Annotated in this window: 25 protein-coding genes and 1 pseudogene; 14 read left to right on the forward strand and 12 right to left on the reverse strand. The window is 69.9% G+C overall.

Annotation, left to right across the window (positions count from 1 at the left end):
* Nucleotides 1-21: 21 nt before the first annotated feature.
* A complete protein-coding gene (lpdA, locus tag LX14_RS04150; RefSeq protein WP_253646000.1) occupies nucleotides 22-1,443 on the reverse strand; it encodes a dihydrolipoyl dehydrogenase in 1,422 nt (473 codons plus the stop codon).
* Nucleotides 1,444-1,557: 114 nt separating this feature from the next.
* On the opposite strand from lpdA, the gene LX14_RS04155 reads away from it, so the two are divergent.
* From LX14_RS04155 to LX14_RS04165, 3 genes are read left to right on the forward strand one after another with little or no spacing between them, the layout of a single operon-like run.
* Nucleotides 1,558-2,778: an NADH:flavin oxidoreductase gene (locus tag LX14_RS04155; protein WP_253646001.1), complete on the forward strand. Its 1,221-nt coding sequence runs from the start codon at nucleotides 1,558-1,560 to the stop codon at nucleotides 2,776-2,778.
* Between the two features lie 49 nt (nucleotides 2,779-2,827).
* On the forward strand, nucleotides 2,828-3,763 hold the full coding sequence (locus LX14_RS04160) for a cytochrome c oxidase assembly protein (RefSeq protein WP_253646002.1): 936 nt from the start codon (nucleotides 2,828-2,830) through the stop codon (nucleotides 3,761-3,763).
* A gap of 16 nt (nucleotides 3,764-3,779) precedes the next feature.
* A complete protein-coding gene (locus LX14_RS04165; protein WP_301283156.1) occupies nucleotides 3,780-5,906 on the forward strand; it encodes a prolyl oligopeptidase family serine peptidase in 2,127 nt (708 codons plus the stop codon).
* Here LX14_RS04165 and LX14_RS04170 read toward each other — a convergent pair.
* The 3 genes from LX14_RS04170 to LX14_RS20860 all read right to left on the reverse strand — a co-directional run bounded on the left by LX14_RS04170 (nucleotide 5,877) and on the right by LX14_RS20860 (nucleotide 8,177).
* Nucleotides 5,877-6,704, reverse strand: coding sequence for an O-antigen ligase family protein (locus LX14_RS04170; RefSeq protein WP_253646004.1), 828 nt, complete (start codon nucleotides 6,702-6,704; stop codon nucleotides 5,877-5,879). The two genes, LX14_RS04165 and LX14_RS04170, sit on opposite strands and share 30 nt — an antisense overlap.
* A 33-nt stretch (nucleotides 6,705-6,737) precedes the next feature.
* Nucleotides 6,738-7,919 carry an HNH endonuclease signature motif containing protein gene (locus tag LX14_RS04175; protein ID WP_308214068.1) on the reverse strand — a complete coding sequence of 394 codons (1,182 nt, stop codon included), beginning with the start codon at nucleotides 7,917-7,919 and terminating at the stop codon, nucleotides 6,738-6,740.
* 81 nt (nucleotides 7,920-8,000) lie between these two features.
* Nucleotides 8,001-8,177, reverse strand: a complete 177-nt coding sequence (locus LX14_RS20860) for a hypothetical protein (RefSeq protein WP_308214069.1) — start codon at nucleotides 8,175-8,177, stop codon at nucleotides 8,001-8,003.
* 175 nt (nucleotides 8,178-8,352) lie between these two features.
* Here LX14_RS20860 and LX14_RS04180 point away from each other — a divergent pair, with 175 nt between their 5' ends.
* The gene (locus LX14_RS04180; RefSeq protein ID WP_253646005.1) at nucleotides 8,353-10,089 is read left to right on the forward strand and encodes a PQQ-binding-like beta-propeller repeat protein; all 1,737 of its coding nucleotides are present in this window, start codon (nucleotides 8,353-8,355) and stop codon (nucleotides 10,087-10,089) included.
* Between the two features lie 19 nt (nucleotides 10,090-10,108).
* Here LX14_RS04180 and ppk2 read toward each other — a convergent pair whose 3' ends face one another.
* The 4 genes from ppk2 to LX14_RS04200 form a co-directional block, all read right to left on the reverse strand.
* Complete coding sequence (gene ppk2, locus LX14_RS04185; protein WP_372505246.1) at nucleotides 10,109-11,059, reverse strand: polyphosphate kinase 2; 951 nt, start codon at nucleotides 11,057-11,059, stop codon at nucleotides 10,109-10,111.
* Nucleotides 11,060-11,126: 67 nt separating this feature from the next.
* On the reverse strand, nucleotides 11,127-11,681 hold the full coding sequence (locus LX14_RS04190; protein ID WP_253646006.1) for a DUF6764 family protein: 555 nt from the start codon (nucleotides 11,679-11,681) through the stop codon (nucleotides 11,127-11,129).
* A 133-nt stretch (nucleotides 11,682-11,814) separates the two neighbouring features.
* A complete protein-coding gene (locus LX14_RS04195; RefSeq protein WP_253646007.1) occupies nucleotides 11,815-12,255 on the reverse strand; it encodes an SRPBCC family protein in 441 nt (146 codons plus the stop codon).
* Between the two features lie 63 nt (nucleotides 12,256-12,318).
* Nucleotides 12,319-12,993, reverse strand: a complete 675-nt coding sequence (locus tag LX14_RS04200) for a DUF4166 domain-containing protein (RefSeq protein WP_253646008.1) — start codon at nucleotides 12,991-12,993, stop codon at nucleotides 12,319-12,321.
* Between the two features lie 146 nt (nucleotides 12,994-13,139).
* Here LX14_RS04200 and LX14_RS04205 point away from each other — a divergent pair, with 146 nt between their 5' ends.
* From LX14_RS04205 to LX14_RS04225, 5 genes are all read left to right on the forward strand, one after another.
* Entirely contained in the window at nucleotides 13,140-14,078 is a 939-nt protein-coding gene (locus LX14_RS04205) for a quinone oxidoreductase family protein (RefSeq protein WP_253646009.1), read from the forward strand.
* A 102-nt stretch (nucleotides 14,079-14,180) separates the two neighbouring features.
* Complete coding sequence (locus LX14_RS04210) at nucleotides 14,181-14,930, forward strand: acyl-[acyl-carrier-protein] thioesterase (protein ID WP_253646010.1); 750 nt, start codon at nucleotides 14,181-14,183, stop codon at nucleotides 14,928-14,930.
* Nucleotides 14,931-14,936: 6 nt separating this feature from the next.
* A complete protein-coding gene (locus LX14_RS04215; protein WP_253646011.1) occupies nucleotides 14,937-15,719 on the forward strand; it encodes an acyl-[acyl-carrier-protein] thioesterase in 783 nt (260 codons plus the stop codon).
* An 80-nt stretch (nucleotides 15,720-15,799) separates the two neighbouring features.
* Complete coding sequence (locus tag LX14_RS04220) at nucleotides 15,800-16,567, forward strand: trans-aconitate 2-methyltransferase (RefSeq protein WP_253646012.1); 768 nt, start codon at nucleotides 15,800-15,802, stop codon at nucleotides 16,565-16,567.
* Nucleotides 16,564-16,941, forward strand: coding sequence for a DUF5313 family protein (locus LX14_RS04225; RefSeq protein ID WP_253646013.1), 378 nt, complete (start codon nucleotides 16,564-16,566; stop codon nucleotides 16,939-16,941). Before LX14_RS04220 ends, LX14_RS04225 begins: the two co-directional genes overlap by 4 nt.
* Nucleotides 16,942-16,955: 14 nt before the next feature.
* Here the strand turns inward: LX14_RS04225 and LX14_RS04230 are convergent, their stop codons facing one another.
* Genes LX14_RS04230 through LX14_RS04245 form a run of 4 tightly spaced genes read right to left on the reverse strand, consistent with a single transcriptional unit; the run spans nucleotide 16,956 to nucleotide 20,721 of the window.
* Nucleotides 16,956-17,528, reverse strand: coding sequence for an isochorismatase family protein (locus LX14_RS04230; protein ID WP_253646014.1), 573 nt, complete (start codon nucleotides 17,526-17,528; stop codon nucleotides 16,956-16,958).
* Between the two features lie 33 nt (nucleotides 17,529-17,561).
* A complete protein-coding gene (locus LX14_RS04235) occupies nucleotides 17,562-18,473 on the reverse strand; it encodes an MSMEG_6728 family protein (protein WP_253646015.1) in 912 nt (303 codons plus the stop codon).
* 29 nt (nucleotides 18,474-18,502) lie between these two features.
* A complete protein-coding gene (locus LX14_RS04240; RefSeq protein ID WP_253646016.1) occupies nucleotides 18,503-19,171 on the reverse strand; it encodes a DsbA family oxidoreductase in 669 nt (222 codons plus the stop codon).
* Complete coding sequence (locus LX14_RS04245; protein ID WP_253646017.1) at nucleotides 19,171-20,721, reverse strand: alpha/beta fold hydrolase; 1,551 nt, start codon at nucleotides 20,719-20,721, stop codon at nucleotides 19,171-19,173. Before LX14_RS04245 ends, LX14_RS04240 begins: the two co-directional genes overlap by 1 nt.
* A gap of 92 nt (nucleotides 20,722-20,813) precedes the next feature.
* Between LX14_RS04245 and LX14_RS04250 the strand changes: the two genes are divergently transcribed.
* The 5 genes and pseudogenes from LX14_RS04250 to LX14_RS04270 all read left to right on the forward strand — a co-directional run bounded on the left by LX14_RS04250 (nucleotide 20,814) and on the right by LX14_RS04270 (nucleotide 24,894).
* Entirely contained in the window at nucleotides 20,814-21,056 is a 243-nt protein-coding gene (locus tag LX14_RS04250) for a DUF3072 domain-containing protein (RefSeq protein WP_253646018.1), read from the forward strand.
* 97 nt (nucleotides 21,057-21,153) lie between these two features.
* Nucleotides 21,154-22,002, forward strand: a complete 849-nt coding sequence (locus LX14_RS04255; protein WP_253646019.1) for an ABC transporter permease — start codon at nucleotides 21,154-21,156, stop codon at nucleotides 22,000-22,002.
* Nucleotides 21,999-22,717, forward strand: a pseudogene (locus tag LX14_RS04260) (ABC transporter ATP-binding protein). Before LX14_RS04255 ends, LX14_RS04260 begins: the two are co-directional and overlap by 4 nt.
* A 39-nt stretch (nucleotides 22,718-22,756) precedes the next feature.
* A complete protein-coding gene (locus tag LX14_RS04265; protein WP_253646020.1) occupies nucleotides 22,757-23,782 on the forward strand; it encodes an ABC transporter substrate-binding protein in 1,026 nt (341 codons plus the stop codon).
* Nucleotides 23,779-24,894 carry an LLM class flavin-dependent oxidoreductase gene (locus LX14_RS04270; protein ID WP_253646021.1) on the forward strand — a complete coding sequence of 372 codons (1,116 nt, stop codon included), beginning with the start codon at nucleotides 23,779-23,781 and terminating at the stop codon, nucleotides 24,892-24,894. The genes LX14_RS04265 and LX14_RS04270 overlap by 4 nt, the downstream gene beginning before the upstream one ends.
* Nucleotides 24,895-24,904 lie beyond the last annotated feature (10 nt).

Raw genomic sequence — 24,904 nt, forward strand, 5'->3', positions numbered from 1 at the left:
CACCTCCGCCGCCGGATGCCGTCAGAGGTTGATCATGTGACCGATCGCGCCGTGGAACGTCTCCTGCATCGCCTCGGACATCGTCGGGTGCGTGTGCACGTTGCGAGCGAGTTCCTTGGCCGTGAGGTCCCACTTCTGCGCGAGGGTCAGCTGCGGGAGCATCTCGGAGACGTTGTCCCCCACGAGGTGTGCGCCGAGCAGTTCGTCGTTCTCGGTGTCCGTGATGAGCTTGACGAACCCGCCGGGCTCGCCCAGCCCCTGCGCCTTGCCGTTCGCGGTGAACGGGAACGACGTCACCTTGACGTCGTGGCCCTCTTCCTTCGCCTGCGCCTCGGTGAGGCCGAACGACGCGACCTGCGGCTGACAGAAGGTCGCACGAGGCATCATCCGGTAGTCGCCCAGCGGCATGGTCTCCACGCCGGCGATGGTCTCGGCCGCGACGACGCCCTGCGCCTCGGCGACGTGGGCGAGCATGAGCTTCGCGGTGACATCACCGATCGCGTAGATGCCGTCGACGTTGGTGCGCATGAACTCGTCGATCGCGATGGCGCCGCGGTCGGTCAGCTCGACACCGGTCTTGTCGAGGCCGTATCCCTCGACGCGCGGGGCGAACCCGACGCTCATCATCACCTTGTCGACGGTGACGGAGTCGTCGTTGCCCTTCGCGTCGGTGTAGGAGACGACGACCTGCGAGCCCTGGTCGTCGACCTTGTTCACCTTCGTCGACGTCAGGATCTTCACGCCGAGCTTCTTGTACTGCTTGGCGAGCTCCTTCGAGGAGTCGGCGTCCTCGTTGGGCAGCACCCGGTCGAGGAACTCGATGATCGTCACGTCGACGCCATAGTTCGCCAGCACGTAGCCGAACTCCATGCCGATCGCGCCGGCACCCACGATCACGATCGACTCCGGCAGCTCGCGCGTGAGGATCTGCGACTCGTAGGTGACGACGTTGTCGGACAGCTCCACGCCCGGCAGCAGCTTCACGTAGGAGCCGGTGTCGATGATGACGTTGTCGAAGGTGACCTCACGGTCGTCTGTGTCAGGGGCCGAATCCGCTTCGCTGCTCGGACGGACGGTGATCGTCTTGGCGTCGGTGAACACGCCGTAGCCGTCGATCTCGGTGATCTTGTTCTTCTTCATCAGGAAGTGGACGCCCTTGACGATGCCGTCCGACACCTTGCGGCTGCGATCGAACGCCGCGCCGAAGTCGAAGGTGACGTCACCGGACATGCCGAACGTCTTCGCCTGCGTGTGGAAGATGTGCGCGAGCTCCGCGTTCCGCAGGAGCGCCTTCGACGGGATGCACCCGACGTTCAGGCACACACCGCCCCAGTACTTCTCCTCGATGACGGCGACCTTCTGGCCGAGTTGGGCGCACCGGATCGCGGCGACGTACCCACCCGGACCTGCGCCGAGGACAACTGTGTCGAAGTGTTCAGCCACGTCGCTCACCCTACGTTGCGCACCACCTCACACGCAGGCGGGATCGCGCAGGGCGAACACCGTCGTACCCGGTGTTTCTAGAACACGTTCTCGTTCGTGGGTTACCGTCGAGGGATGGTCGCGTCACCGTTCGATCCCGCCCCGCTCGGACCCCTGCATCTGCGCAATCGGCTCATCAAGTGCGCCACGTTCGAGGGACGGACGCCCGACGCCCTGGTGACCGACGAACTCGTCGAGTTCCACCGGGAGGTGGCGGCCGGGGGCGTCGCCATGTCGACCGTCGCCTACCTCGCCATCAGCCCCGAGGGACGCACCGACCGGCACCAGATCTGGCTCCGGCCCGAGGCGGCGCCGGGTCTGCGCCGTCTGACCGATGCCATCCACTCCGAGGGCGCGTTGGCCGCGGCACAGATCGGCCACGCGGGGCCTGTCGCGAACCCGCTCTCCAACCGGGCCCGAGCGCTGGCACCCTCCCGCATACCGGCGCCGATGGGGATGGCGCCGTCGTCGATGGCGGTGTGCCGGCGCCCGTCGCTCGAGGAGATCGGCGAGCTGCTCCGGACGGCGAGGCGTGGCGCACGGATCGCCGTCGACAGCGGCTTCGACGCCCTCGAGCTGCACTTCGGCCACAACTACCTCGCGAGCAGCTTCCTCAGTCCGCTGCTCAACCGCCGCCACGACGGGTACGGCGGATCGGTGGTCGCACGGGCACGGTTCGCACGGGAGATGGCGGAAGCCGTCCGTGAGGAGGTCGGCGACACCGTCGCGGTGTGGGCCAAACTCGGCATGTACGACGGGGTCCCGGGCGGCCTCATGCCCGACGACGCCTGCGAGGTGGCGCGTCTGCTCGAACGCGACGGGCACCTCGACGCCTTCGAGCCCACCGCGGGCAGTTCTCTGCTGAACCCGATGTACCTGTTCCACGGCGACGCACCACGGCGCGAGTTCGCGGCGACCTTCCACGGCGTCCTGCGGTGGGGCCTGCGCGCCGCGGGGCCCGTGTTCCTGCGTCGCTACCCGTACAGCCCGGCCTATCTCCTGCCCCTGGCGCGGCAACTCCGCGAGGCCGTGTCCCTGCCGCTGATCCTGCTCGGCGGCGTCACCGACCGGCCGTCGATGGACCTCGCGCTCGCCGAGGGTTTCGACTTCGTCGCCATGGGCCGCGCCCTGCTGCGCGAGCCGGACCTGCCGCTGCGCATCGCGGCGGATCCGTCGACGCGGTCGCTGTGCACCCACTGCAACCAGTGCATGCCGACCATCTACACCCAGACGCGATGCCCGTTGCGCGAGGACTCCCCGCAGCCGCGCGAGGAGAACGCGACAATCACCGCGTAAGCCCCGCGCCGGTGGCGGCGGGCGCGCAGACCGGCGCACACTCGGTTCCGTGCCACGCCCGTTGACCGTCGAGACCGCCCTCACGACAGGCCATCTCGACCTCGTCACCGCGGCGATCTGTGTGGTCGTCCTCGTCGGCTACTGGTGGTGCTGGCGACGGTCGCAGGTGTCCCTCGGCCGGGGCCTCGTCTTCTCCCTGCTGGGGGTCGGCGTGTGGGCGCTGTCGACGGTGAGTTCTGTCGGCGCCTACGCCGACACCCTGTTCTGGGTCCGCGCATTGCAGGTGGTGCTGCTGCTGCTCGTGGCCCCGTTCGGACTCGCCCTCGGCATGCCGCTGACCGTGCTGCGGGACTCACTCGCCGCCGGCGGGCGCGACCGGTTCGACCGCGTCCTCGGCTCGCGCGCCGCCCGGATGCTCACGCATCCCGCCGTCACGTCGGGGACGATCCTGGTCACGCCATGGCTGTTCTATCTGACGCCCTGGTACACCGCGGTGCTCCGCGGGGACGCACTCGACGTCCTCACGCGACTGTTCTTCGTCGCCGTCGGCCTGGGCTACTTCGTGACCCGCCTCCAGGTCGATCCCGTGCCGCGCCGACGGCCGCAGTCGCTGTCGCTGCTGATCACCCTGGCCGAGACGATCGGCGACGGGTTGCTCGGCGTCGTGATCTGGCAGGGCCCCGACATCGCGCACACCTACTACGCCACCCTCGACCGCACGTGGGGGCCGTCGCTGCGCACCGACCAGATCATCGGGGCCGGGATCCTCTGGGTCCTCGGCGACGTCGTCGGGTTGCCCTTCCTGCTCGCGCTGTTCGGACGGTTCCGCGCCGAGCAGGAGGTCGCGGCAACGGAGGTCGACGCCGCCCTCGACGCGGAGGAGGTCACCGCGGCGGCGGAGCCCGTGTCCGCCGGTGCGGAACCGGCCACCGGCGGACTGTGGTGGGAGGCGGACCCGGAACTGCGGCGGCGCTTCGGTCGGTGATCCGGGCAGGGGGACAATGGACCGGGTGACCGACGCGACGACCACCTCCTCCGCCCCGACCACACTCGTCGACGACGACCCGTACCGCTGGCTGGAGGACGTCACCGGCGACGACGCACTCGAGTGGGTGCGCAGCCACAACCAGCCGACCGTGGAGGCGCTGACCCACTCCCCCCGGTTCACCGAACTCGAGTCCGGTGCGTTGGAGGTCCTCGACACCGACCAGCGCATCCCGTACGTGCGGCGCCGCGGTGAGCACCTGTACAACTTCTGGCGCGACGCGACCAACGTCCGCGGCCTGTGGCGCCGCACGACGATGGAGTCCTACCGGACCGACGCGCCGGAGTGGGAGGTCCTCGTCGACCTCGACGAGGTCGCGGAGGCCGACGGCGAGAACTGGGTGTGGCAGAGCGCGTCGGTGCTCCCGCCCGACCACGAGCGTGCGTTGATCTCGCTGTCGCGCGGCGGGGCGGACGCGGCCGTGGTGCGGGAGTTCGACCTCACCACCCGCACCTGGGTCGACCCCGACGGCGACGACGCCGGATTCGCTCTGCCCGAGGCGAAGTCGGACATCGGCTGGATCGACCGCGACACCGTCTTCGTCGGCACCGACTTCGGAGTCCACGACGACGGCGACCCGTCACTCACCGACTCCGGCTACCCCCGGGTGGTCAAGCGGTGGCGCCGCGGAACGGCCCTCGCGGAGGCGCAGACCGTGTTCGTCGGCGCCACCTCCGACGTCGCCGTCCAGGTCAGCCACGACCACACCCCCGGTCACGAACGGGATTTCGCGGTCCGCGCCGTGGACTTCTTCCACCAGGAGACCGCGGAACTCCGCGCCGACGACGCGGTCCTGGTGCCCGTTCCCGACGACAGCCACACCCTCATCCGCGAGGACTGGCTCTTGGTGTTGACCCGATCGGCATGGGAGCGCGAGGGCACCACCTACGCCGCGGGCACACTCGTCGCCTTCGACTACGAGGCGTTCCTGGCGGGACCGACCCCCGGTACCGTCCTGTTCACACCCGACGCCCACACCAGCCTGCAGGATGTCCGCTGCACCGCAACGCATCTGGTGCTGGTCTCCCTGCACGACGTGCAGACACGCCTGCACACGCTGGTGATCGGCACGTGGGAGCGCGGGGAGATCGCAGGACTGCCCGAGCTGGCCACCATCTCCGTCGTCGACACCGACCCCGACACCAGTGACGAGATCTTCCTGTCCGCCAGCAGCTACACGACGCCGCCCAGCCTGCTGCACGGCACCAGCCACGGGCCGGTCTCGGTGATCAAGCAGACGCCCGAGTTCTTCGACGCGGCCGGCGTCAGCGCGTCGCAGTTCTTCGCCACCTCCGACGACGGCACGCAGATCCCGTATTTCGTCGTCCGCCGCGACGATGTCGAGACGGGCCCTGCCCTGCTCTACGGCTACGGCGGGTTCGAGATCTCGCAGACGCCCGGTTACGCGGCGATCGCCGCACGCAGCTGGATCACGCGGGGCGGCGTGTACGTCGTCGCCAACATCCGCGGCGGCGGCGAATACGGCCCCGAGTGGCACACCGCCGCCCTGAAGGCCGGGCGTCATCTCGCGTACGAGGATTTCGCGGCCGTCGCACGGGACCTCGTCGCCCGGGGGATCACCACCCATCGGCAGCTCGCCGCGCAGGGCGGTTCGAATGGCGGGCTGCTCATGGGGGTGATGACGACGAGTTACCCGGAGCTGTTCGGCGCCATCGTCTGTCAGGTGCCGCTCCTGGACATGCGGCGCTACCACCTGCTCCTCGCGGGCGCGTCCTGGATGGCCGAGTACGGCGACCCCGACGATCCCGACGAGTGGGAGTTCATCCGGGAGTACTCGCCCTATCAGCGCATCCGGGCCGACGTCGACTACCCGGAGCTGCTGGTCACCACCTCCACCCGCGACGACCGGGTCCACCCCGGCCACGCCCGGAAGTTCACCGCGCGGCTGGAGGAGCTGGGCCACCCGGTGCGCTACTACGAGAACATCGAGGGCGGCCACGGCGGCGCGGCGGACAACCGGCAGGCCGCGTTCAAGTCCGCTCTGGCGTACGAGTTCCTGTGGCAGACCGTGGGGGCCGTCGGTGACGACGACTCAGCGGCGACGGCGCTCGAGCAGGAGTGAGCCGAGGATCCCGACAGCGATCACCGCGACGCCCACGCCGCCGGTGATCAGTGCGGTGTGCTGCAGGTCGTCGCCGGCGCGGTCGAGGATGATCCGCGCGACCTGACGAGGTGACGAGTCCGCACCGGAGAACTCGTCCAGCGCACGGTTTCGGAGGATGCCGGTGGCGCCCCAGCTGACCGCTGCGGAGATCACCGCCCCGACCCCGAGGAGAGCCAGCGTCGTCCCCCGGCGACGCGCGGCCATCAGTGCCAGGAGTCCGGCGATGACGACGACGGCCAGGGCGAGCCAGCCGGTGCGGGTCACCTGGTCGCCGGTGTGCGCGTAGCGCCCCGCCTCCAGTCCGTCGCGCTGCGACTCCCCGAGGGGGATGCGGATCGGCCCGTCGAGACGGATCGAGGACGGCAGGCCGAACCGCGCGATCACGCGGTTCACCATCTCGGTCAGGTCGAGTTCGAGCACCCCCGACCGCTCGGCGTCCGTCGTCGGCTCGGTGAACAGGAAGTCGTGCTGTTGGCCCAGGACGTCGGCGAAGTCCGGCGGGAAGAGGTCGCTGCGGGTGTACCTGCGGGTCGCGGGCTCGACCAGGATCGACGGCGCGTCCGTCTGGTCGGTGATCTGCCGGGTCAGCTCGTCGGCGATGAGGTCCTGGATCTGCCGGTCGTGCGCCATCGGTTCGACGAACCCGATGAACCCCGACCGGTCGACGATCCGCTCATGGGTCCACAGCGCGGGAAGTGCGACCACCATGGCCACGATCGCGACGAGGGTGGCCAGTCCGGCTACGAGCGTGCGCATCGGACCAACGCTACCGAGCGTTCCGCGGAACGCTCACGCGGCGGTCTCGGTGGTCTGTCGTCGGCGCCAGGCCCAGGCGGTGTGCAGGACTTCCGTGGTGTAGCCGAGGTCGAGTGTGCCCCCGCCGATGGTGGCGAGTCCGTCTGTCGCGATCGCGCGGTTCGGTGCCCAGCCGGTGGCAGCCCGCGTCGTGGGCGCGTCGGGGAGCAGTGTCCCGTCGGGGGCGTGGAAGCTGAAGAGCTGGTGCCCGCGGGCGGCGATCCCGTATTCGCCGCGGTGCAGCGCCCGGTGGTGGGTCGAGCACAACAGGATCAGGTTGTCGGGATCGGTGGTGCCACCCTCGCTCCAGAACCGCACATGGTGGGCGTGCAGGTGGCGGGTCCTCCCGCAACCGGGGTGGCGACACCCGCGGTCGCGTTCGAACACCAGCCGCAGCAGGCGCCGCGTCGGGAGGCGGCGCCTGCGCCCCCACCGCAACACCACCCCGGGACGTCCCCGCTTGTGGGCGACCGCCCTCCTCGACCCACCACACGACATCTCGTCGACCTCTGCGTCGTCGAGCGCGGGCCCGCCGTCGAGATACGGATCGGCGACAGGACGAGGAGCGCCGCCATCTGACACGGTGTCGTCGCTGGTGTGGACGACGATCTCGGCGCCGGGCACGAACTCGGGCACCGTGATCGCGTCGGCGACGGTGTCGGCCATGACGACCACCGCGGCAGCGATGTCGGTCGGCACACCCCGCCACAGATCAGCCCGCGATGCCGGTTCATCGGACGTCGCATCACCGGTCGTCGGATCGCCGGATCTCGCTTCGGCCGGTGCGCTGTCCGCGGGGCTGGGGACGTCGGCGTCGTCGTGGGTGCGGGTGCGTTCGTACTCCGCGCGGGTCACGCCGGCCAGGAAGCGGGCACCGTCGAGCGGGGCGAGCCGCATGGTCACCGACAGGGTGCCGTCCTCGTTCCACCGCCACCGGCCCTGGGAGTCGATCCGCCGCTCGCGCTGCTCGATGTCGCGACGGTCGATGTGACGCAGGGCCCGCACCAGCGTCTCGACCTGAGATGCCGATGCCGATGCCGACAGTGCGACGTTGCGCAGTTCCTCTTCCCTCTCGGGTGTGGCCACCCGGGTCAGTGCGCGGATCTTCGAGTACGACAACGTGCCCTGCGCGAACGCCGCGTGCAGCAGCGGCAACCCGGCCAGTGCGTGCGCCACCCGCAGATGATCCTGCGCGGTCCGCTGCGACATCCCGGCGCGCCACGACAGCCAGTGCGCACACGACGCGATCCCGTTCCCCTACCAGCCGTGGCGGGTGTCGAACTCGACCAGCAGATCGAAGAACCGCGCCGTCAGAGCTGCGATCTGCCCCGCACATCCGACGATCCGCAGCCCGAGTTGATCATCGGTCAACTCCCCCGGCGCGGTGTCGTCGAACACCAAACCCTCACCGCCCACCGAACGCAACGCCGTCACCGACACGACTCCCCCTCAGCCTCGACCTGCCGACACCGTACAAACGTGCACCGAGAACATCGCGGACGTTCCGCGGAACGCCCGGTGCCCGCGGGCAGTTGCACATCTCTTCCGAACAGTCGTACAGCTATGCTCTCCGACTGTTCTGGTTGCCTGAGCGTCCGGGGAGGAATGCATGTCGGGTCCGGCGGTGTCCTCGAGACGGAGGCGACGCCGCGTTCGGGTCGTCGACGCGGCGGCGCGATCCGTCGCGGTCGGAACCGGGGCGGCGTCTGTCGCCGCGGCTGTGCTCGCTGTCGTCGCAGGTGTGCCGGACGGCGTCGTGCTCACCGACAACTCATCGGTGACCACGACCACCTGGATGATCGTCGTGATGTGCGTGGTGTCGTTCGTCGTGTCGCTGACCGTGGCGGCGGGCACCGATCGACTGCACCGAACCGCGCAGATCCTGACCGCGATGTCGCTGGGTGTGCTGGCACTGGCCGCGCTGTGCTTCTCCGTGGTGACCCTGCGGAATCGCCTCCTCGACGCGTCCGCGGTACTCGACGGGCCGATCGGCTCACCGACCGTGTCGGCCGCGACCATCGCGACCACGCTCGCCGTCGTGTCGCTGATCGCGTCGACCCTGGCCCTCGCGCACGTCACACAGCCCGTCCCGGGACTGACCACGACGGTCACCTCGGTCGTCGTCGCGGTGGTCGTCGCCGCCGTGGCGGTGGGTGTCCCCCAGATCACCACGGGGTCCGTGGAGGTGGAGCGCACGGGTTCGCAGCCGACTGCCGCCACCGGTGACCCGTCGACGGCTGTCGCGGGCGCGCGTGCGGTGGTCTGGCGGGCGTCGACCAGCGTCGACCGCATCGTCGGGGATCGTCTGCTCGTCCTCGACGGCACGACTCTCGCGGCGCACGACCTCCGAACGGGCTCACCGCTGTGGTCGACGGATCGGGAACCGCTGGGTCGTACACCAGCAACTCGTGGACCGCGCGGTTCGTCAATGCAGGCCGACTCGACAAGCGACCACGACGTCGCCCTCGTCCGTGTCGGGTCACGACTCTCCGGGCTCGATGTGCGCACCGGGAGGTTGAGGTGGACGACGGCGTCGACCGCGCAACTCCTCGGCGCGGACTCCGGGACGGCGGTGATCGCCGTGTACGAGGGCGCTCCGGTCCCCGAGCGCGCCGTCGACGACGCGGAGAACGCTCGCCTCGTCGCCGTCGACTCGTGGAGCGGCACCCCGAGATGGTCGGTTCCCCTGAACGGTCGCGACAGTGTCACCTGCGACGTGGACGGGATCGTGCGCGACGGGCACGCGATCTACACCGACTGCGACCAGGTTCCCTGGTCTGTCGACCTCACCACCGGTGCGGCCACCCGGATACGGGGTGCGACGGACCGCGTGCGAACAGTGACCGACGCCGGCTCCGCCGGGGCTCTGCTCGAGATCCGCGGCGCCGACCCGAGAGACGAGACGCGGGCGGTGGTGCCGGTCGGAGCGGATCGGATCGGGCGCACCTACCCGTCCGGGACGGACGTGATCTCCCCCGCGGCCGCCGGCCGCGTCCTGACCACCGACCGAGTCACCGAGACCAGCGCGCTGACCGAGATCGCGTCCGGCAGGCAGATCCCTGTCCCCATCGATCTCGCGGGCCTGGATTCGCGGACGCAGAATTGGACGGCGACGGGCGACACGCTGGCGGGACCCGCCAGCACGAGCGGGGCGTCGTCGCGTCGTGTGCTGGCCTCGGTGGACGCACGCACCGGTGCGCTCACCACAGCCCCGTCACCCTGTGGGGGCGGCAGGCTGACCTCGGCGCGGATCGTGGGCGATCACGTCGTGGCCCACTGCGAGTACGGCGGGCTGGAATCGCCGACGCGCAGAGAAGTCCTCGTCCTCGGACCGGTGATGCGGTGACGTCGACCGGCCGGGATCCCTACTCCCCCAGCAGGTCGCGGGCGCGGCCGACGATGAGCGGGTCGGGGGCACCGACGATCTCGAGGTCCTTGCCGTCGTAGTCGAAAAGGCTCAGGACGTGGCGCATCGCGTTGACGCGGGCACGCTTCTTGTCGTTGCTCTTCACGACGGTCCACGGTGCGAGATCGGTGTCGGTGGCGGCGAACATCTCCTCCTTCGCCGCCGTGTACCGATCCCACTTGTCCAGCGAGGCCAGATCCATCGGGGAGAGTTTCCACTGCCGCACCGGGTCGACCTGGCGGATGGCGAACCGCGTCCGCTGCTCCAGCGCGGTGACCGAGAACCAGAACTTCACCAGATGGACACCGTCGTCGATGAGCATCTGCTCGAAGAGCGGCACCTGCCGGATGAAGCGTTCGTGCGCGCTGTCGCTGCAGAACCCCATGACCCGTTCCACACCGGCACGGTTGTACCAACTGCGGTCGAAGAGGACGAGTTCGCCGGCGGCCGGGAGGTGGGCGACGTACCGCTGGAAGTACCACTGCGTCGACTCCCGCTCCGACGGCTTCTCCAACGCCACGACGCGGGCACCGCGCGGGTTCAGGTGTTCCATGAACCGCTTGATGGTGCCGCCCTTGCCGGCGGCGTCGCGCCCCTCGAAGAGGATGACGTGGCGGGCACCGGTCTCCTTGGACCACTTCTGCAGCTTCAGCAGCTCGATCTGCAGCAGTCGCTTCTCCCGCTCGTACTCCTCGCGCGACATCCGCTCGTCGTAGGGATATCCCTCGCGCCAGGTGTCGACGACGGCGTGGTCGCGCGTGACGATCAGGCGGGGATCGTCGTCGTCGGAGTCGTCGACGACGTACCCCGAGGTGTCGGCCAGGTCGACGAAGCGGGCCAGTTCGTCGCGGCCGACGGATCGGCTCAGGTCGATGGGAGCCGTACGGCCGGTCTCGGTCAGTTCGCTCACGCGCGTGAATCTAGGACCCGGAGGCGACCGGGAGGTTGCGCCCAGGTGAACCGCCGCCGCCCGCGGTTCAGCGGGTGCTGTTGTTCAGGTAGTTGCGGCCCGTGCCGATGCAGTACTTGCCGGTGCGGCTGTCGTACGCGGCGGCGAAGCCACCCGAGCAGCGGACGCCGTCGGGGCCGGCGTAGGTGAGGCCACCGATACCGGCGATCGCGACGGTGAGGCCACCGTTGCGGGCCTGCGACAGCGCGAACCCGCCGGGACCGAAGGTCACCGAGTACGCGGTCGAGTTGTTGCTCGCCCCGGACAGTGCCGTGCCGCCCGGAACGGTGTTGTAGGAGTTGGCATGTCCGCGGTTCGTGGCCGCCGCGACAGCGCTGCCCGCACCCGACTGGTCCTCACCGTGTGCGGAGGACGTCGCGTCGGACTTGGCGCCGCAGGCGCCGTCGCCGACGACTCGGTTCACCTGGTGGTCGCCCGTGGTGTCGCAGACCAGGGGCGCGGCGCTCGCGCTGCCCGCACCCAGCACACCGAGCACGCCCGCCGCACTCGCACCGATGAAACCCAGAGCCGCGGCGCGCAGCGCCCGACGGTGACGTGCGGAGTGACCGGAATGCCCGAACATGTTCAACCTCAATCGACTTCGGAGAGACCCGCAGGACACCCGGCGGGGACATCCGTACGGTACCCGCGTGCGCCGGCCCCGACCGACGGGACACGCATCGATCCGGTCACGAAGGTCGGTCGCCGACGACCGGTCAGGACGAGCGGCGTTTCGCCTCTGCTGTCAGACCCTTCTTGGCCGTCTCGAGGGCCTTCTTCTGACCCTGCTTCACGACGAGTCCGGGCAGTTTGATCTTGAGGTCCACCTCGAGCTCGAAGTCGACATGGCAAGAGTCCGCAGACTTCTCGGTGACGGTGTACTTCCCCTTCTGCGCCTTCAGCTGGTCGCTCTCGACCAGTTCCCACGCGCAGCTGGTGTCGGTCCACGTGTAGGCGAGCACCTCGTTGTCGGTGACGCCCGACATGCTCACCTGCATCTTGGCCTTCGTGGGACGACCGTCGTCGTCGGTCTCCAGGATCTCGGCGCTCTTGTGCGGGCCCGACCAGTCGGGCAGGGACTCCACGTCGAGCAGGATCTCCATGACGAGAGATGCGGGGGCGTCGACGTCGAAGTCGGTGGTTCCATGGACAGCCATGGGGAGCAAACTACCCCGGAAGTGCCTGGCGCCTGCGCGGAATCGCGGCGCCGCGAGAAGGGACTACTCCCGGTCCTCGAGTCGTAGAGGCCATGCCTCGTCGGGGATGTCGTGGATGGTGCACGGCTGATCGCTGGCGGTGAACCATCCGCGGAAGTGCATGATCTCGCCGAGGGTCACGTTGCGGACTGTCGCGTCGAGGCGGAACCGCTGTTCGTCGTCGTCCCACTCCTCCACGTAGCGCATGGAGGTGGAGAACAGTCCGCGCATGCCGAGTCGCGTCCCCCGGCTGAGCATCTGCATCGGTTCGCTCTCGAGGATCAGCGACCCGCCGGGACCCACCCGCGGGTTGAGCGGGATCAACATGTCGGGTCCGTCGCCGAAGTAGTCGACCAGACCCGACGAGCCGTTCACGAGCAACGAGTGGAGCCGCTGTTCGCCGTTGGAGTAGGCGAAGCGGCGGATGACGGCGAGGTTCTCCCGACCCCGCTCGTCGGTGTAGCAGTAGTTGTCCATGAAGAACGGGACCAGGCGGCTCGTCGTCGTCGGCATGACGTTGCGGCGCCGGAACATGCGCAGCACCGGCGGTGTCAGCTTGGAGGTGCAGTAGACCGACTCGACGATGCCGCTCGTCACCTGCGCGACACCGGACGTCGAGTCCACGCCGTAGCGCCACTGGATGTTCGGGTGCAGCTTGAGGAAGTCGCTGCCGAGCGCGGAGCGGTACACGGGCGTCATGCGCTCTCCCCCACCCGGCCCGACATGCTTGAGCAATCTACTACCGCCTCCGACACCCCGGAAGCCACATCAGCACCAACGACACCGCACACGTGCCCCGACCGGCCCAGGGGAAGCCTTCACGGCGACCCCGCGTTCACCGCCACATGAGTGCAACCGTGTTCGCCACCGCCCTGGGCGGTCCCGAGGTCCTCGAGGTCCGCGACGTCGAGGTGCCCGACCCCGCTCCCGGCGAGGTCGTCGTCGACTTCCAAGCGGTCGGCACCAATCCCGTCGACCACAAGATCTACAGCGGCGCGATGGGGACCCCGCCGGACCTGCCGCACCGCGTGGGTTTCGAGGGCGCGGGTGTCATCGCCGCCGTCGGCCCGGACACCGAGGGCCCCTACGGGTCGATCGCCGTCGGTGACGAGGTGGTCGTGTTCCGCGGTTCGGGTACCTACGCGGCGAGCAGCGTGCAACCGGCGTCGGCGATCGTGCCGAAGCCCGCAGGGGTGTCCTGGGAGGTCGCCGCGGGGCTGCTCCTGGTGGCCACGACCGCGCACGACGGTCTCGAGGTCACGGCCGTGACCGAGGGCGACACCGTCGTCGTGCACGGCGGCTCCGGCGCGGTGGGCCTGCTGGTGGTGCAACTGGCACGCATCCGCGGCGCACGGGTCATCGCCACGGCGCGGACGGAGAACCACGACGTCCTGCGCGGACTCGGTGCGGAACCGACGACCTACGGACCCGGCCTGACCGACCGGCTTCGGGAACTGGCCCCCGACGGCATCACCGCCGCCTACGACGCCGTCGGCACCGACGAGGCGATCGACAGCTCGCTCGGGCTCGGGATCGACCGGAGCCGGATCGTCACGGTCGCGGCGTTCGGCCGGGTCGAGTCCGACGGCATCGTCGGTATCGGCGGGTCCGACCCCGACAGTGCCCGTCGTCGGGACGCCGCGCGAGCCGACCTCCTCGGCCTCGTCGAGGCCGGTCGACTCGTCAGCCCGGTCGCCGCGACGTTCCCGCTGTCCGATGTGGCGGACGCGCACCGTCTGCTGCAGGCATCCCATCCGATCGGCAAGATCATCCTGCTGCCCTGAGCCTGTCGTGACCCGTGACAACGGGTCACGAGAGGGCCGTCCGGCCCGTCGTCGCGCGGGTACGTTCAGGCGGACAGCGCGACCGACGTCCCCGGGAGATCCATGCCGCTCACCGAGCAGCTCCAGGCCAAGCCCGATCACGGCTACGTCTTCACGACGCAGTGGCCTGTCCGCACCAGCGACATGAACGAGGCCGAGGTGCTCGGCGCCGACTCCGTCGCCCGCTACCTCCAGGAGGCCGGCGCGCTGCACCTCTCCGACGGGGAGGCGCTCGCCGACCACCAGTTCTGGATCGCGCGCCGGACCGTGATCGACATCATCGAGCCGATCAGCTGGCCCGACACGGTGACGGTCTCCCGCTGGTGTTCGGCACTGTCCAACCGCTGGTGCGACATGCGCGTCCGCATCGAGGGGGAGAACGGCGGCCTCGTGGAGACCGTCGGGTTCTGGATCAACATCAACATCGAGACCCGCGGGATCGGCCGCATGAGCGACCACGTCATCGAGCGTCTGTCCACCACTGCCGACGACACGCGTCTGCGGTGGACGCCGTCCATCCGCGAGCCGATGCCGCCCGAGTCCGACCGCACGTTCCAGATCCGTCGCACCGACACCGACCGATTCGGTCATGTCACCAACGCCATCTACTGGCAGATGGTGGCCGAGGTGTACCCGGAGGTCGCCGAGCTGATCAGCCGCCCGCACCGACTCGTCGTCGAGTTCGACACCCCGATCATGGTCGGCGAGGAGGTCCACATCACCACCGCGCCGATCGAGACCGGTGTGCTGATCTGGATCTCCGTCGACGGCGAGTCCCGGTCCCACGCCTCGATCACGGAGTTGCCAGACTAGGCGGCGATGCCTCTCACCGATCGCCTCGCCGACCTGCCCTCCGAGGGCTACGTCTTCCACACCTCCTGGCCGTTGTCGAGCGCCGACATCGATCAGCACGAGCGGCTCAGCGTCGACGGTGTCGCGCGCTACCTGCAGGAGGCCGGCGCCCAGCACCTGGTCGACGCGGGAGCTTTCGAGTCGCACAAGTTCTGGATCGTCCGCCGCACGGTCATGGACGTCATCCGTCCCATCGCCTGGCCCGACACCGTCCAGTTGTGGCGGTGGTGCGCGGGGATCTCCCCGCGCTGGTGCTCGATGCGCGTGCGCGTCACCGGCGACGGTGTCGACGGGGAGCCGGGCGGTCTCATCGAGACCGAGGGCTTCTGGATCAACATGAACATGGAGACGAAGTCACCCGGCCGCATGGAGGACCGCTTCTTCGAGATGCTGGCGACCACCACCGACGAGCGACGACTGCGGTGGAAGGCGTGGCTCGCGCAGCAGCCCTCGGAAGCCGCGGACGACAGCCGCGTGTTCGCGCTGCGCCACGCCGACACCGACCGGCTCGACCACGTCAACAACTCGATCTACCTGCAGGCGCTGCGCGAGGTGTTCCCCGAGGCCGGCGACCTGGTCGAGAACCCGTATCGGCTGGTCATCGAATACGACAAGCCGATCACCTACGGCGAGACCGTCCACATCGCCACCGAGGCGTTCCACCACGACACCGGCGACGGGATGCTCGTGTGGCTCACCGTCGACGGCGACGTCCGGGCGCGTGCGTCGATCACCCCGTTGGCCGTCTGACCCTTGTGACCGCCTAGCAGTACGCGCATACTGTTTGGGAAGCAGTACGCGCGTACTGCTGGACGTCGCAAGGAGGCGCCATGTGGGACCCCGGGCAGTATCTGACCTTCGCCGATCACCGCGGCCGGCCGTACGGCGAGCTGATCAGCCGTGTCGGGTCGACGTCACCGAGGGTGATCGCCGACCTCGGCTGTGGGCCCGGCAACCTGACGGTGGGCCTGCGTGACCGCTGGCCGCACGCGCGCATCGAGGCGATCGACTCCTCGCCCGAGATGGTCGCCGCGGCGCGTGATCGCGGCCTCGACGCCGTCGTCACCGACGTCGCCACGTGGATGCCGCACGACGAGGTCGATGCGATCGTCTCGAACGCGACCCTGCAGTGGATCCCGACGCACCGAGAGCTGCTCGCCCGGTGGGTCGAGGTGATGGCTCCCGGAACGTGGCTGGCGTTCCAGGTGCCGGGCAACTTCGAGGCGCCCTCGCATCGCGCCATCCGTGAACTCGCGGCGTCGCCGGCATGGCGGGATCGCCTCGGCGGTCTCGAACTGCGCGGCGGCGAGACCGTGGAGGACCCGGCCGGGTACGCGGCGATCCTGCAGCGGGCGGGCGCACGCGTCGACGCCTGGGAGACGACATATCTGCAGGAGCTCGAGGGCCCCGACGCGGTGCTCGAGTGGGTCACCGGCACCGCGCTCACCCCGATCCGCGACGTCCTCGACGACGCGGGGTGGGACGAGTTCCGCTCGGACCTGGCGCCGCACCTGCGTGCGGCCTACCCCGAACACTCGCCGGGCCGGACCTGGTTCCCGTTCCGTCGGGTGTTCGTCGTCGCGGAGATCGTGGCATGACGATGGTGCGACCCCCGATGTGGCGCCAGGTGCTCTACGGCTACGGCGCCCGCCTCGACGACCAGTTCCTGCCGTGGGTGACGCACGACCTGGCCGGCAGAGGAGCGGGCCCGAAGATGGTTGCGCGCTGGGCAGTCCCGTGTCTCGTCCTGCTCGCCCCGTTCCTCGTCCTGCCGACCGACTGGGTCGTCAAGGCCATGATGACCATCCCGATCCTGCTGCCCTACGTGTACTTCTCCATCGCGCTGAACCGCGTCTACCGGCGGCATCGTCTCGCCCAGCACGGGCTCGACCCCGCGCTCGTCGACGCGCGCGAGCGGGAACGGAACCGCCCGGCGGAAGAGGCGTACATCCACAAGTACCGGGGGATCTGAGACCCGGTCCCGACTCAGGTGATGTCGGCCCCGGCGTCCGACATCTCCTGCAGCGCCGCGGTGGTCGTCTCGTCGGCGACGCCTGCGACGAGGTCGCGCCGGACTCGCACCGTGACACCGTTCCCGAGTGCGTCGAGCGCGGATGCCCGCACGCAGTAGTCGGTAGCCAGGCCGACGACCTCGATTGCGTCGATCCCGTTCCCGCGGAGCACCTCTGCGAGCGGGACACCGTCATCCGTCGCGCCCTCGAACGCCGAGTACGCGGGTTCGCCGCGACCCTTGTAGATCTCGACGTCGACGGACGAGGTGTCGAGCGCGGGGTGATAGTCGGCGCCGGGGGACCCGGCGACACAGTGCACCGGCCAGGTGGTGGTGTAGTCGGGCTCGCCCACGAGGGCGAAGTGTCCGCCGTTGTCGGAATCGGCGTCATGCCAGTCCCGCGACGCGACCACGAGCGCGTAGTCGTCGCGGTGCTCCCGCAGCAGGTCGGTGACCCCCCGCGCGACGGCAGTCCCACCCGCGACACCGAGTGCGCCGCCCTCGACGAAGTCGTTCTGTACGTCGACGATCAGCAGTGCTGTGGCCATGACCCCAGGGTAGTCAGACCACCGGCGCCCCGATCACGACCCACCCCCGGGCACCGGGAACAGCGTTCGCGGATTCTGGAGCAGCGCAACCGGTTCGATCGCCTCCCGGTCCACGACGTCCGACCACACGACGGACCTCCGATGCGGGACGCGCGTCGTGGCGGATCGCGAGAACCGGTACTCCCCGTCGACAACACCGCGGGCGAGACGACCCGGCTCGTCGGGGATGGGGACGACGACGACGTCCCCGACCTCGACGTGAGCCACGAACTCGGCGAGGACGCGCGTCTCCTTGTTCGGCCGTCGGGGCGGGTCCTGCGCGCGGAGCAGCGCACGCAGTTCGGCGGTTCCCCCCTCCCCCGCGTCGACCTCGATGCCCGATGCCGTGCCGAGGCCGACGATCCCGCGTCGGCGGAACTCGGTGTAGGCATCGGGGTCGGCCGCGCGCAGCACCCACAGATGTGATGCGGGGGCGTCGTCGAGGGGCGTGACCTCGGCGGGCGGTTCGGGCCAGAAATAGGGCAGGTCATCGGGGAGCTCGTCACCGAAGAGCAGCCGGTAGCGGCCGGGGTCCTTGCGCAGGAGGGCCGACCGATGACTGTCGTGCAGTCGGTCGTCGTCGAGCCAGGGCGGCATCAGCCCGTCGGCGGCCAGGTCCGCCTGCGTCCGGTCGACCACGTCCGGGGCGAACTCGGCGATGAGTCCCGCGGTGGTGTCCGCGCGGCCGCCGTCGGTCCACACCTGTGCGACGTCGAGGCCGTACCGGATGAGGGCAGGGGTGTGCCCCCGCCACATACGGACTGCCGGGTGTGTCGACCAGCCGTAGTCGTACAACTCGAGCGAACGGACGATCTGCAGCGTCTCGACCCGTTGCTTGCCGAGCCGTGGGGTGTCGAGCACCTGGGCCGACCGGAGGAAGTCCGCGTAGGGCAGGAAGGTCTGCATGACCGTCGACTACCCCACCGGGGACTGCGTCATTCCTCCGACGTGGGGTCACCCTGTTCGGCACGGACCTGCTCGAGTGCGGCGGTGAAGGTGTCCGGCGACTGCGCCCCGGAGATCCCGTACCGGCCGTCGAGAACGAAGAACGGCACCCCGGTGATGCCGTACGCCCGCGCCTGCTCGATGTCGACGGTGACGGCGTCGGCGTATGTGCCCTCCTCGAGGGCGATGAGGACCTCGTCGCGGTCCAGGCCGACCTCGGCCGCGAGATCGGCCAGTTCGTCGTCGCGTCCGAGGTGCCGGCCCTGCGTGAAGTAGGCGGCGAACAGCCGCTCGGCCAGCTCGCGCTGGACGCCGTCCTCCTTCGCCAGATGGAGCACCTCGTGCGCCTTGCGCGTGTTGGTGTGGCGCAGGGCGTCGAAGTCGTAGCGCAGACCCTCCTGCTGCCCGGTCTCCGCCATCTGTTCGAGCATGCGGCGCACCTGATCCGCGGGAAGGCCCTTGTGATGCACCAGGAAGTCGACCTCGGACCCGTCGAAGTCGACCGGTGTGTCGGGGGAGAGTTCGAAGCTGTGGTAGGTCACGACGACGTCGTCGCGGCCGTCGAATGCCGCCAGCCCGGCCTCGAAGCGGTGCTTGCCGAGGTAGCACCACGGGCACGCGATGTCCGACCAGATGTCGACCGTGACAGGCGATCCCATCAGCGCAGCGAGGTCGTGATCGGACCCTGCGGGGCGGAGGTGACGGCGGTGTGTCCCGTGCGCAGGTACTCGACGACAGCCGCGTCGACCACAGGGTTCGACCGCCCGAACTGGGCGTGGTCTCCACCGGCCACGGTGATCAGCTGCGCACCCATGCGTGCGCGGTGCTCGAGGCTGGGACGGTAGGGCGTCTGCGGATCGCCGAGGGACTGCAACTGCAGAGGCCGCACCCGCAGGCCCTTCCCGGTGATCCCCACCGGACGGCTCGACGGCGCGACGCCCGAGCAGAAGAGGCCCGACGCGAACAGCAGGGCCGGTCCGCCGACGGGATCGGTGACGAGGAAGGTGTCGAGCAGCGACGCGGGGGCCAGGAGCGGGTTCGCCGGCACGGCGTTCTCGTTGCACAGGAGGGTGTTCTGCATCGTGACCGAGTTCAGCTCCTCGCGCTGCGCCTCGGGCGAGACCTTGCGGGCCGGTTGCGGCCCCGCGACGATGCGCTGCGCGATGAGCGGCCACACGTTGCGGTCGGGGGCGCCGGCCCGCGTGAGCCCCACGAGCGCCGACGACGACTGCCGTTTCCCGGTGACCAGGCTCGCCAGGAAGTTCTCGGCCTGGGCACGGGCCGGACCGGTCAGGTTCTGACCGGTGATGTAGGCCTGCACCTGCGACCGCAGTCCGGGCGGGACGTCGCCGACCCGTGCGGGCGGGGGCGAGACCGACGACGGCACGCCCGCCTCGGCGGTGACGACGCGGCTCCACGAGCGGTAGACCGCCAGCGGGGTCCTGCCGAGCCGATAGATGCTGTCGTGGTCGGCGATCCACGTGAACAGGTCGGTGATACGCGCCCGGTACCCCGGGGTCTGGGCGGTGAGCAGCGAGTTCCACTCGAGCCGGGGATCGACGGCGGAGTCGAGGATCAGCCGGTCGGTGTGCTGCGGGAACAGCGTCGCGTACGTCGACATCAGGGTGGTGCCGTAGGAGATGCCGAGCAGGTTCACCCGGTCGCCGAGACCCAGCTGCGTTCGCGCGGAATCGATGTCGCGGGCGGTGTTCGCGGTGGTGACGGTTCGCGCGTAGCCCGGGGCGGTGCGGTCGCAGGCCGCGCGCAGCGCCCCGCCGGCGGCCAGGTACGACGCCGGGTCCGACGGCGACGGGACGGCGCAGCGGAGCTCGCCGGCGTCGATGAGCCCGCGGGGTTGCACGGCGATGAGATCGTACGAATCACGCAGGGCCGCAGGCGTCTGCAGCAGCGAGAACATCCCGATGGCGTCACCGCCCGGGCCGCCCGGGTTGCCCAGCAGCACCCCGCGCCGCTCGCCCCGCGCGGGCAGCTTCGAGACGAGGACGTCGATGGTGCCCGCGGAGGGCCGCGCATAGTCTTTCGGCACTCGGATCGTGGTGCAGACCGTGTCCTTCGACGCACCGTGCAGAGCGGGACACCGCCCCCACGTCGCCGGGGCCGCCTGAGCCGTCGCGGTCGGGGCCAGCACCCCCGCCACGACCGCGAGGAGCGATGTCAGCACGACGAACCGGGTGCGCGAGGTGGTCACGGCGATCACCGTAGCCGGTCATGCGCACGGCTACCGACCCCGCGTGCGCCCGGTCCGTCGACGCCGACGGCGATCGCGCGTACTGTCGGGTCATGACCGAATCGAACTCACGTTCGACATCCGGGACCGGCGAGGTCCTCGGTGCCGACGCAGGCAACACCACGGAGAAGGACCCGCAGGACTGGGTCACCGGCGACGAGCCCATGACCGGGGCGCAGAAAAGCTACCTGGACACGCTCGCCCGCGACGCCGGCGAGACCCTGTCGGCGGATCTGACGAAGGCACAGGCCTCCGAGGAGATCGAGCGTCTGCAGGGCGAGACCGACCGGGGCTGATCGCGCGAGCATGCGTCGGACGGGAGCGTCCGGCGCACATCGGCCCACGGTGAGGGGAACCCTCGTCGGATGACGGCGGGTTCGTGATGGTGGTGCGATGGTCACGTCGTATGCGCAGTCCACCACCGCGGTCGCGCCGGTCCGAGGACCCGTCGCCGACGGTGTGCGGCCTGCCGCCGAGGGCCACTGGTCGCGGCACCGGTGGACCGTCATCCGTGTGTTGTCGCCGGTTGCGCTGCTCGTCCTCTGGCAGATCGGCAGCGCGCTGCGGATCATCCCCGAGCGGATCCTGCCCGCTCCGTCGCTGATCGCCGACGCCGGTGCCGAACTCGTGCGCAACGGCGAACTGGCGGACGCGCTGGTGGTGTCCGGGACGCGTGTCGCCGAGGGCCTCCTGATCGGTGGTGTCATCGGAGTCGCGCTGGGGGCACTCGTCGGGCTGTCGCGCGTCGCCGAGGCGACCGTCGATCCACCCCTGCAGATGCTGCGTGCGCTCCCCCACCTGGGCCTGATCCCGCTCTTCATCCTGTGGTTCGGGATCGGCGAGACGCCGAAGATCCTGCTCGTCGCCCTCGGTGTCGCGTTCCCGCTGTACCTCAACACGTTCTCCGCGATCCGTCAGATAGACCGCCGCCACCTCGAGACCGCGACGGTGCTCGGATTCTCGTGGCGGCAACGCTTCTCGCGGGTCATCCTCCCGAGCATCGCCCCGCAGCTGCTCGTCGGATTCCGACAGTCCCTCGCCATCGCGTGGTTGACCCTGATCGTCGCCGAGCAGGTCAACTCCGACGCGGGACTCGGCTTCATCATCAACCAGGCTCGCGACTTCCTCCAGATCGACACCATCATCTTCGGTCTCGTCGTCTACGCGTTGCTCGGCATCGTCACCGACGGCATCGTGCGGATCCTCGAGGCCCGCGCACTGCGCTACCAGGCCGACCGATGACGGCCACCGACATCGCCGTCGCATCGCTGCGCGGCGTCGACAAGTGGTACGGCGACCACCGGGTCCTGCAGGCGTCGACCTGACCGTCGCCCGCGGCGAGATCGTCGCGCTCGTCGGACGATCCGGCTCGGGCAAGTCCACCATCCTGCGCGTCCTCGCCGGACTGTCCGACGACCACAGCGGCGACACCCACGTCGCCGGCCGACCGGCCGTCGCGTTCCAGGAACCTCGCCTGTTCCCGTGGCGCAGCGTGATCGACAACGTGTCCTACGGACTGAACCCGTCGGGTATCACCGGTGCGCCGGCGGTGCGTGCCGCCGCGGCGACGCTCGCCGAGGTCGGCCTCGACGACAAGGCCGACGCGTGGCCGGCGACCCTCTCGGGTGGGCAGGCTCAGCGAGCGGCCCTTGCCCGCGCCCTCATCGGCGAGCCCGAATTGCTGTTGCTGGACGAACCTTTCGGCGCTCTCGACGCACTGACGAGGCTGTCGATGCAGTCCCTGCTCCTGGACCTGTGGGTGCGCCGCGACTTCGGCGTCCTCCTGGTGACCCATGACGTCGACGAGGCGGTGGCCCTGGCCGACCGTGTCCTCGTCCTCGAGGACGGCGCCGTCGTCGACCAGGTCACGGTCGACCTGCCCCGCCCCCGTGACCGCGGGACAGCCGCGTTCGCGGCATTACGGGCGCATCTGCTCGACGCACTCGGCGTGCACTGACCACCTCTGTTCACCACCGACCGAAGGACTCGATTCTCCATGCGCTGCACCCCGATCCGATCGATCGGCGCCCTCGCCGTCGTCCTCGTCGCGACACTCACCCTCGCGGGCTGTGTGTCCCGGGAGTCCGACGAGCGGACGGCGGCACCCCCGTCGACCGTCGATGCCGCGCAGCTGTCCACGGTGACGCTCAACGTCGGTGACCAGAAGGGCGGTACGCAGGCGCTGCTCCAGGCGTCGGGCCAGCTGTCGGGAACGCCGTACAAGGTCTCGTTCTCGACGTTCACCTCCGGGCCCCCACAGGTGGAGGCCGCCACCGCCGGCCGGATCGATTTCGCGGTCACCGGCAACACCCCACCGATCTTCGGCGCCGCGTCCGACGCCCGCATCAAGGTGGTCAGCGCCTACACCAACGACGCGTCCGGCGACCAGATCCTGGTGCCGAAGACCTCGACCGCGCGCAGCGTCGCCGACCTGCGCGGGAAGCGGATCGCGTTCGGCAAGGGCAGCTCCGCCCACGGGCACCTGCTGTTGCAACTGAGCAAGGCCGGCCTGACGCCTGCCGACGTGCAACTCGTCCCGCTGCAACCCGCCGACGCGCTGACCGCCTTCACCGCCGGACAGGTCGACGCCTGGGCCATCTGGGATCCGTTCACCGCGATCGCCCAGCAGCAGACCGGGGCCCGGACCCTGACCACGGCTCAGGGTGTCGCCAACGGCTACGGCTTCGGCATCGCCTCGCAGCAGGCCCTCGGCGACCCCGCGAAGAACACCGCCCTGGCCGACCTGGTGAGCCGCATCGCGAAGGCGTCCGCGTGGGCGAAGGCCAATCCCACCGAGTGGGCGGCGAAGTACTCGGCCGCGGTGAAGATCGACCCGGTGGCCGGCGAGACCGCCCAGAAACGCAGCCTGCGTCCCGCAATCCCCCTCGACGACAGCATCGTCGCCTCGGAACAGAAGCTGTACGACGCGTTCGTCGCAGCGAAGCAGATCCCCGCGGGCAAGCTGTTCTCCGACTTCGTCGACACGCGTTACGACGCGGCTGTGAAGGAGGCCACCAAGTGAGCGCCCGCGTCTTCTGGTTTTTGCCCACCGCCGGCGACGGGCGATCGATCGTCGGCGCGTCGCACGCGTCGTCGCACCGCGTCGAGCCCGTCGGGTTCCGGGCACCCACCCTCCGGTATCTCACCGAGGTGGCGCAGGCCGCTGACCGTCTCGACTTCGAGGGCGTCCTGACGCCGACCGGAACATGGTGTGAGGACGCGTGGTTGACCACCGCGGCGCTGCTGCAGGCCACCCGTCGCCTGAAGTTCCTCGTCGCGTTCCGGCCCGGCCTCACGCCGCCGACGCTGGCCGCACAGCAGGCCGCGACACTACAGCGGATGTCGGAGGGGCGGCTGCTGCTCAACATCGTGACCGGCGGCGACGACGCCGAACAACGACGGTTCGGCGACTGGGTCGACCACGACCGTCGTTATGCGCGCACCGAGGAGTTCCTCGACCTGGTGCACCGCATCTGGACGAACGACTCCGTCGACCACGAGGGCGAGTTCTACCGCGTCGCCGACGCTCGCGTGTCCCGGGCCCCGGATCCGTTGCCGGAGTTCTGGTTCGGCGGATCGTCGGATCCGGCTCTGGGGGTCGCGGCCCGTCGGGTGCAGACCTACCTCACGTGGGGCGAACCACCGGCCGACGCGAGAGCCAAGATCGATCGGGTGCGGGCTCTGGCCACGGCCGCGGGTCGTCGACTGCGCTACGGCATCCGGCTGCACACCATCAGCCGCGACACCTCGGCCGAGGCATGGGCTGTCGCACAGAAGCTGCTCGACGAACTGCCGACGGAGCAGATCGCCAACGCCCATCAGCTGCACTCGTCGTCGCAGTCCGAGGGTCAGCGCCGGATGGCCGCCCTGCACGGCGGCCGCACCGATTCACTCGAGATCTACCCGAATCTCTGGGCGGGCGTGGGTCTCATCCGCGGCGGGGCGGGGACCGCACTCGTCGGATCGCACGAAGAGGTCGCCGACCTCATCGGCGAATACCACGACGCGGGCTTCACCGAGTTCATCCTCTCGGGCTATCCGCACCTCGAGGAGGCCTACCACTTCGGCGAGGGCGTCCGCCCCATCCTCGACCGTCGCGGCATCACCGCCCCGGCACCCCGGCGAGCCGCCTGACCCGGCTCCC

The organism is Williamsia deligens, from assembly GCF_024171765.1.
In the GTDB taxonomy this organism is placed as follows: domain Bacteria; phylum Actinomycetota; class Actinomycetes; order Mycobacteriales; family Mycobacteriaceae; genus Williamsia_A; species Williamsia_A deligens.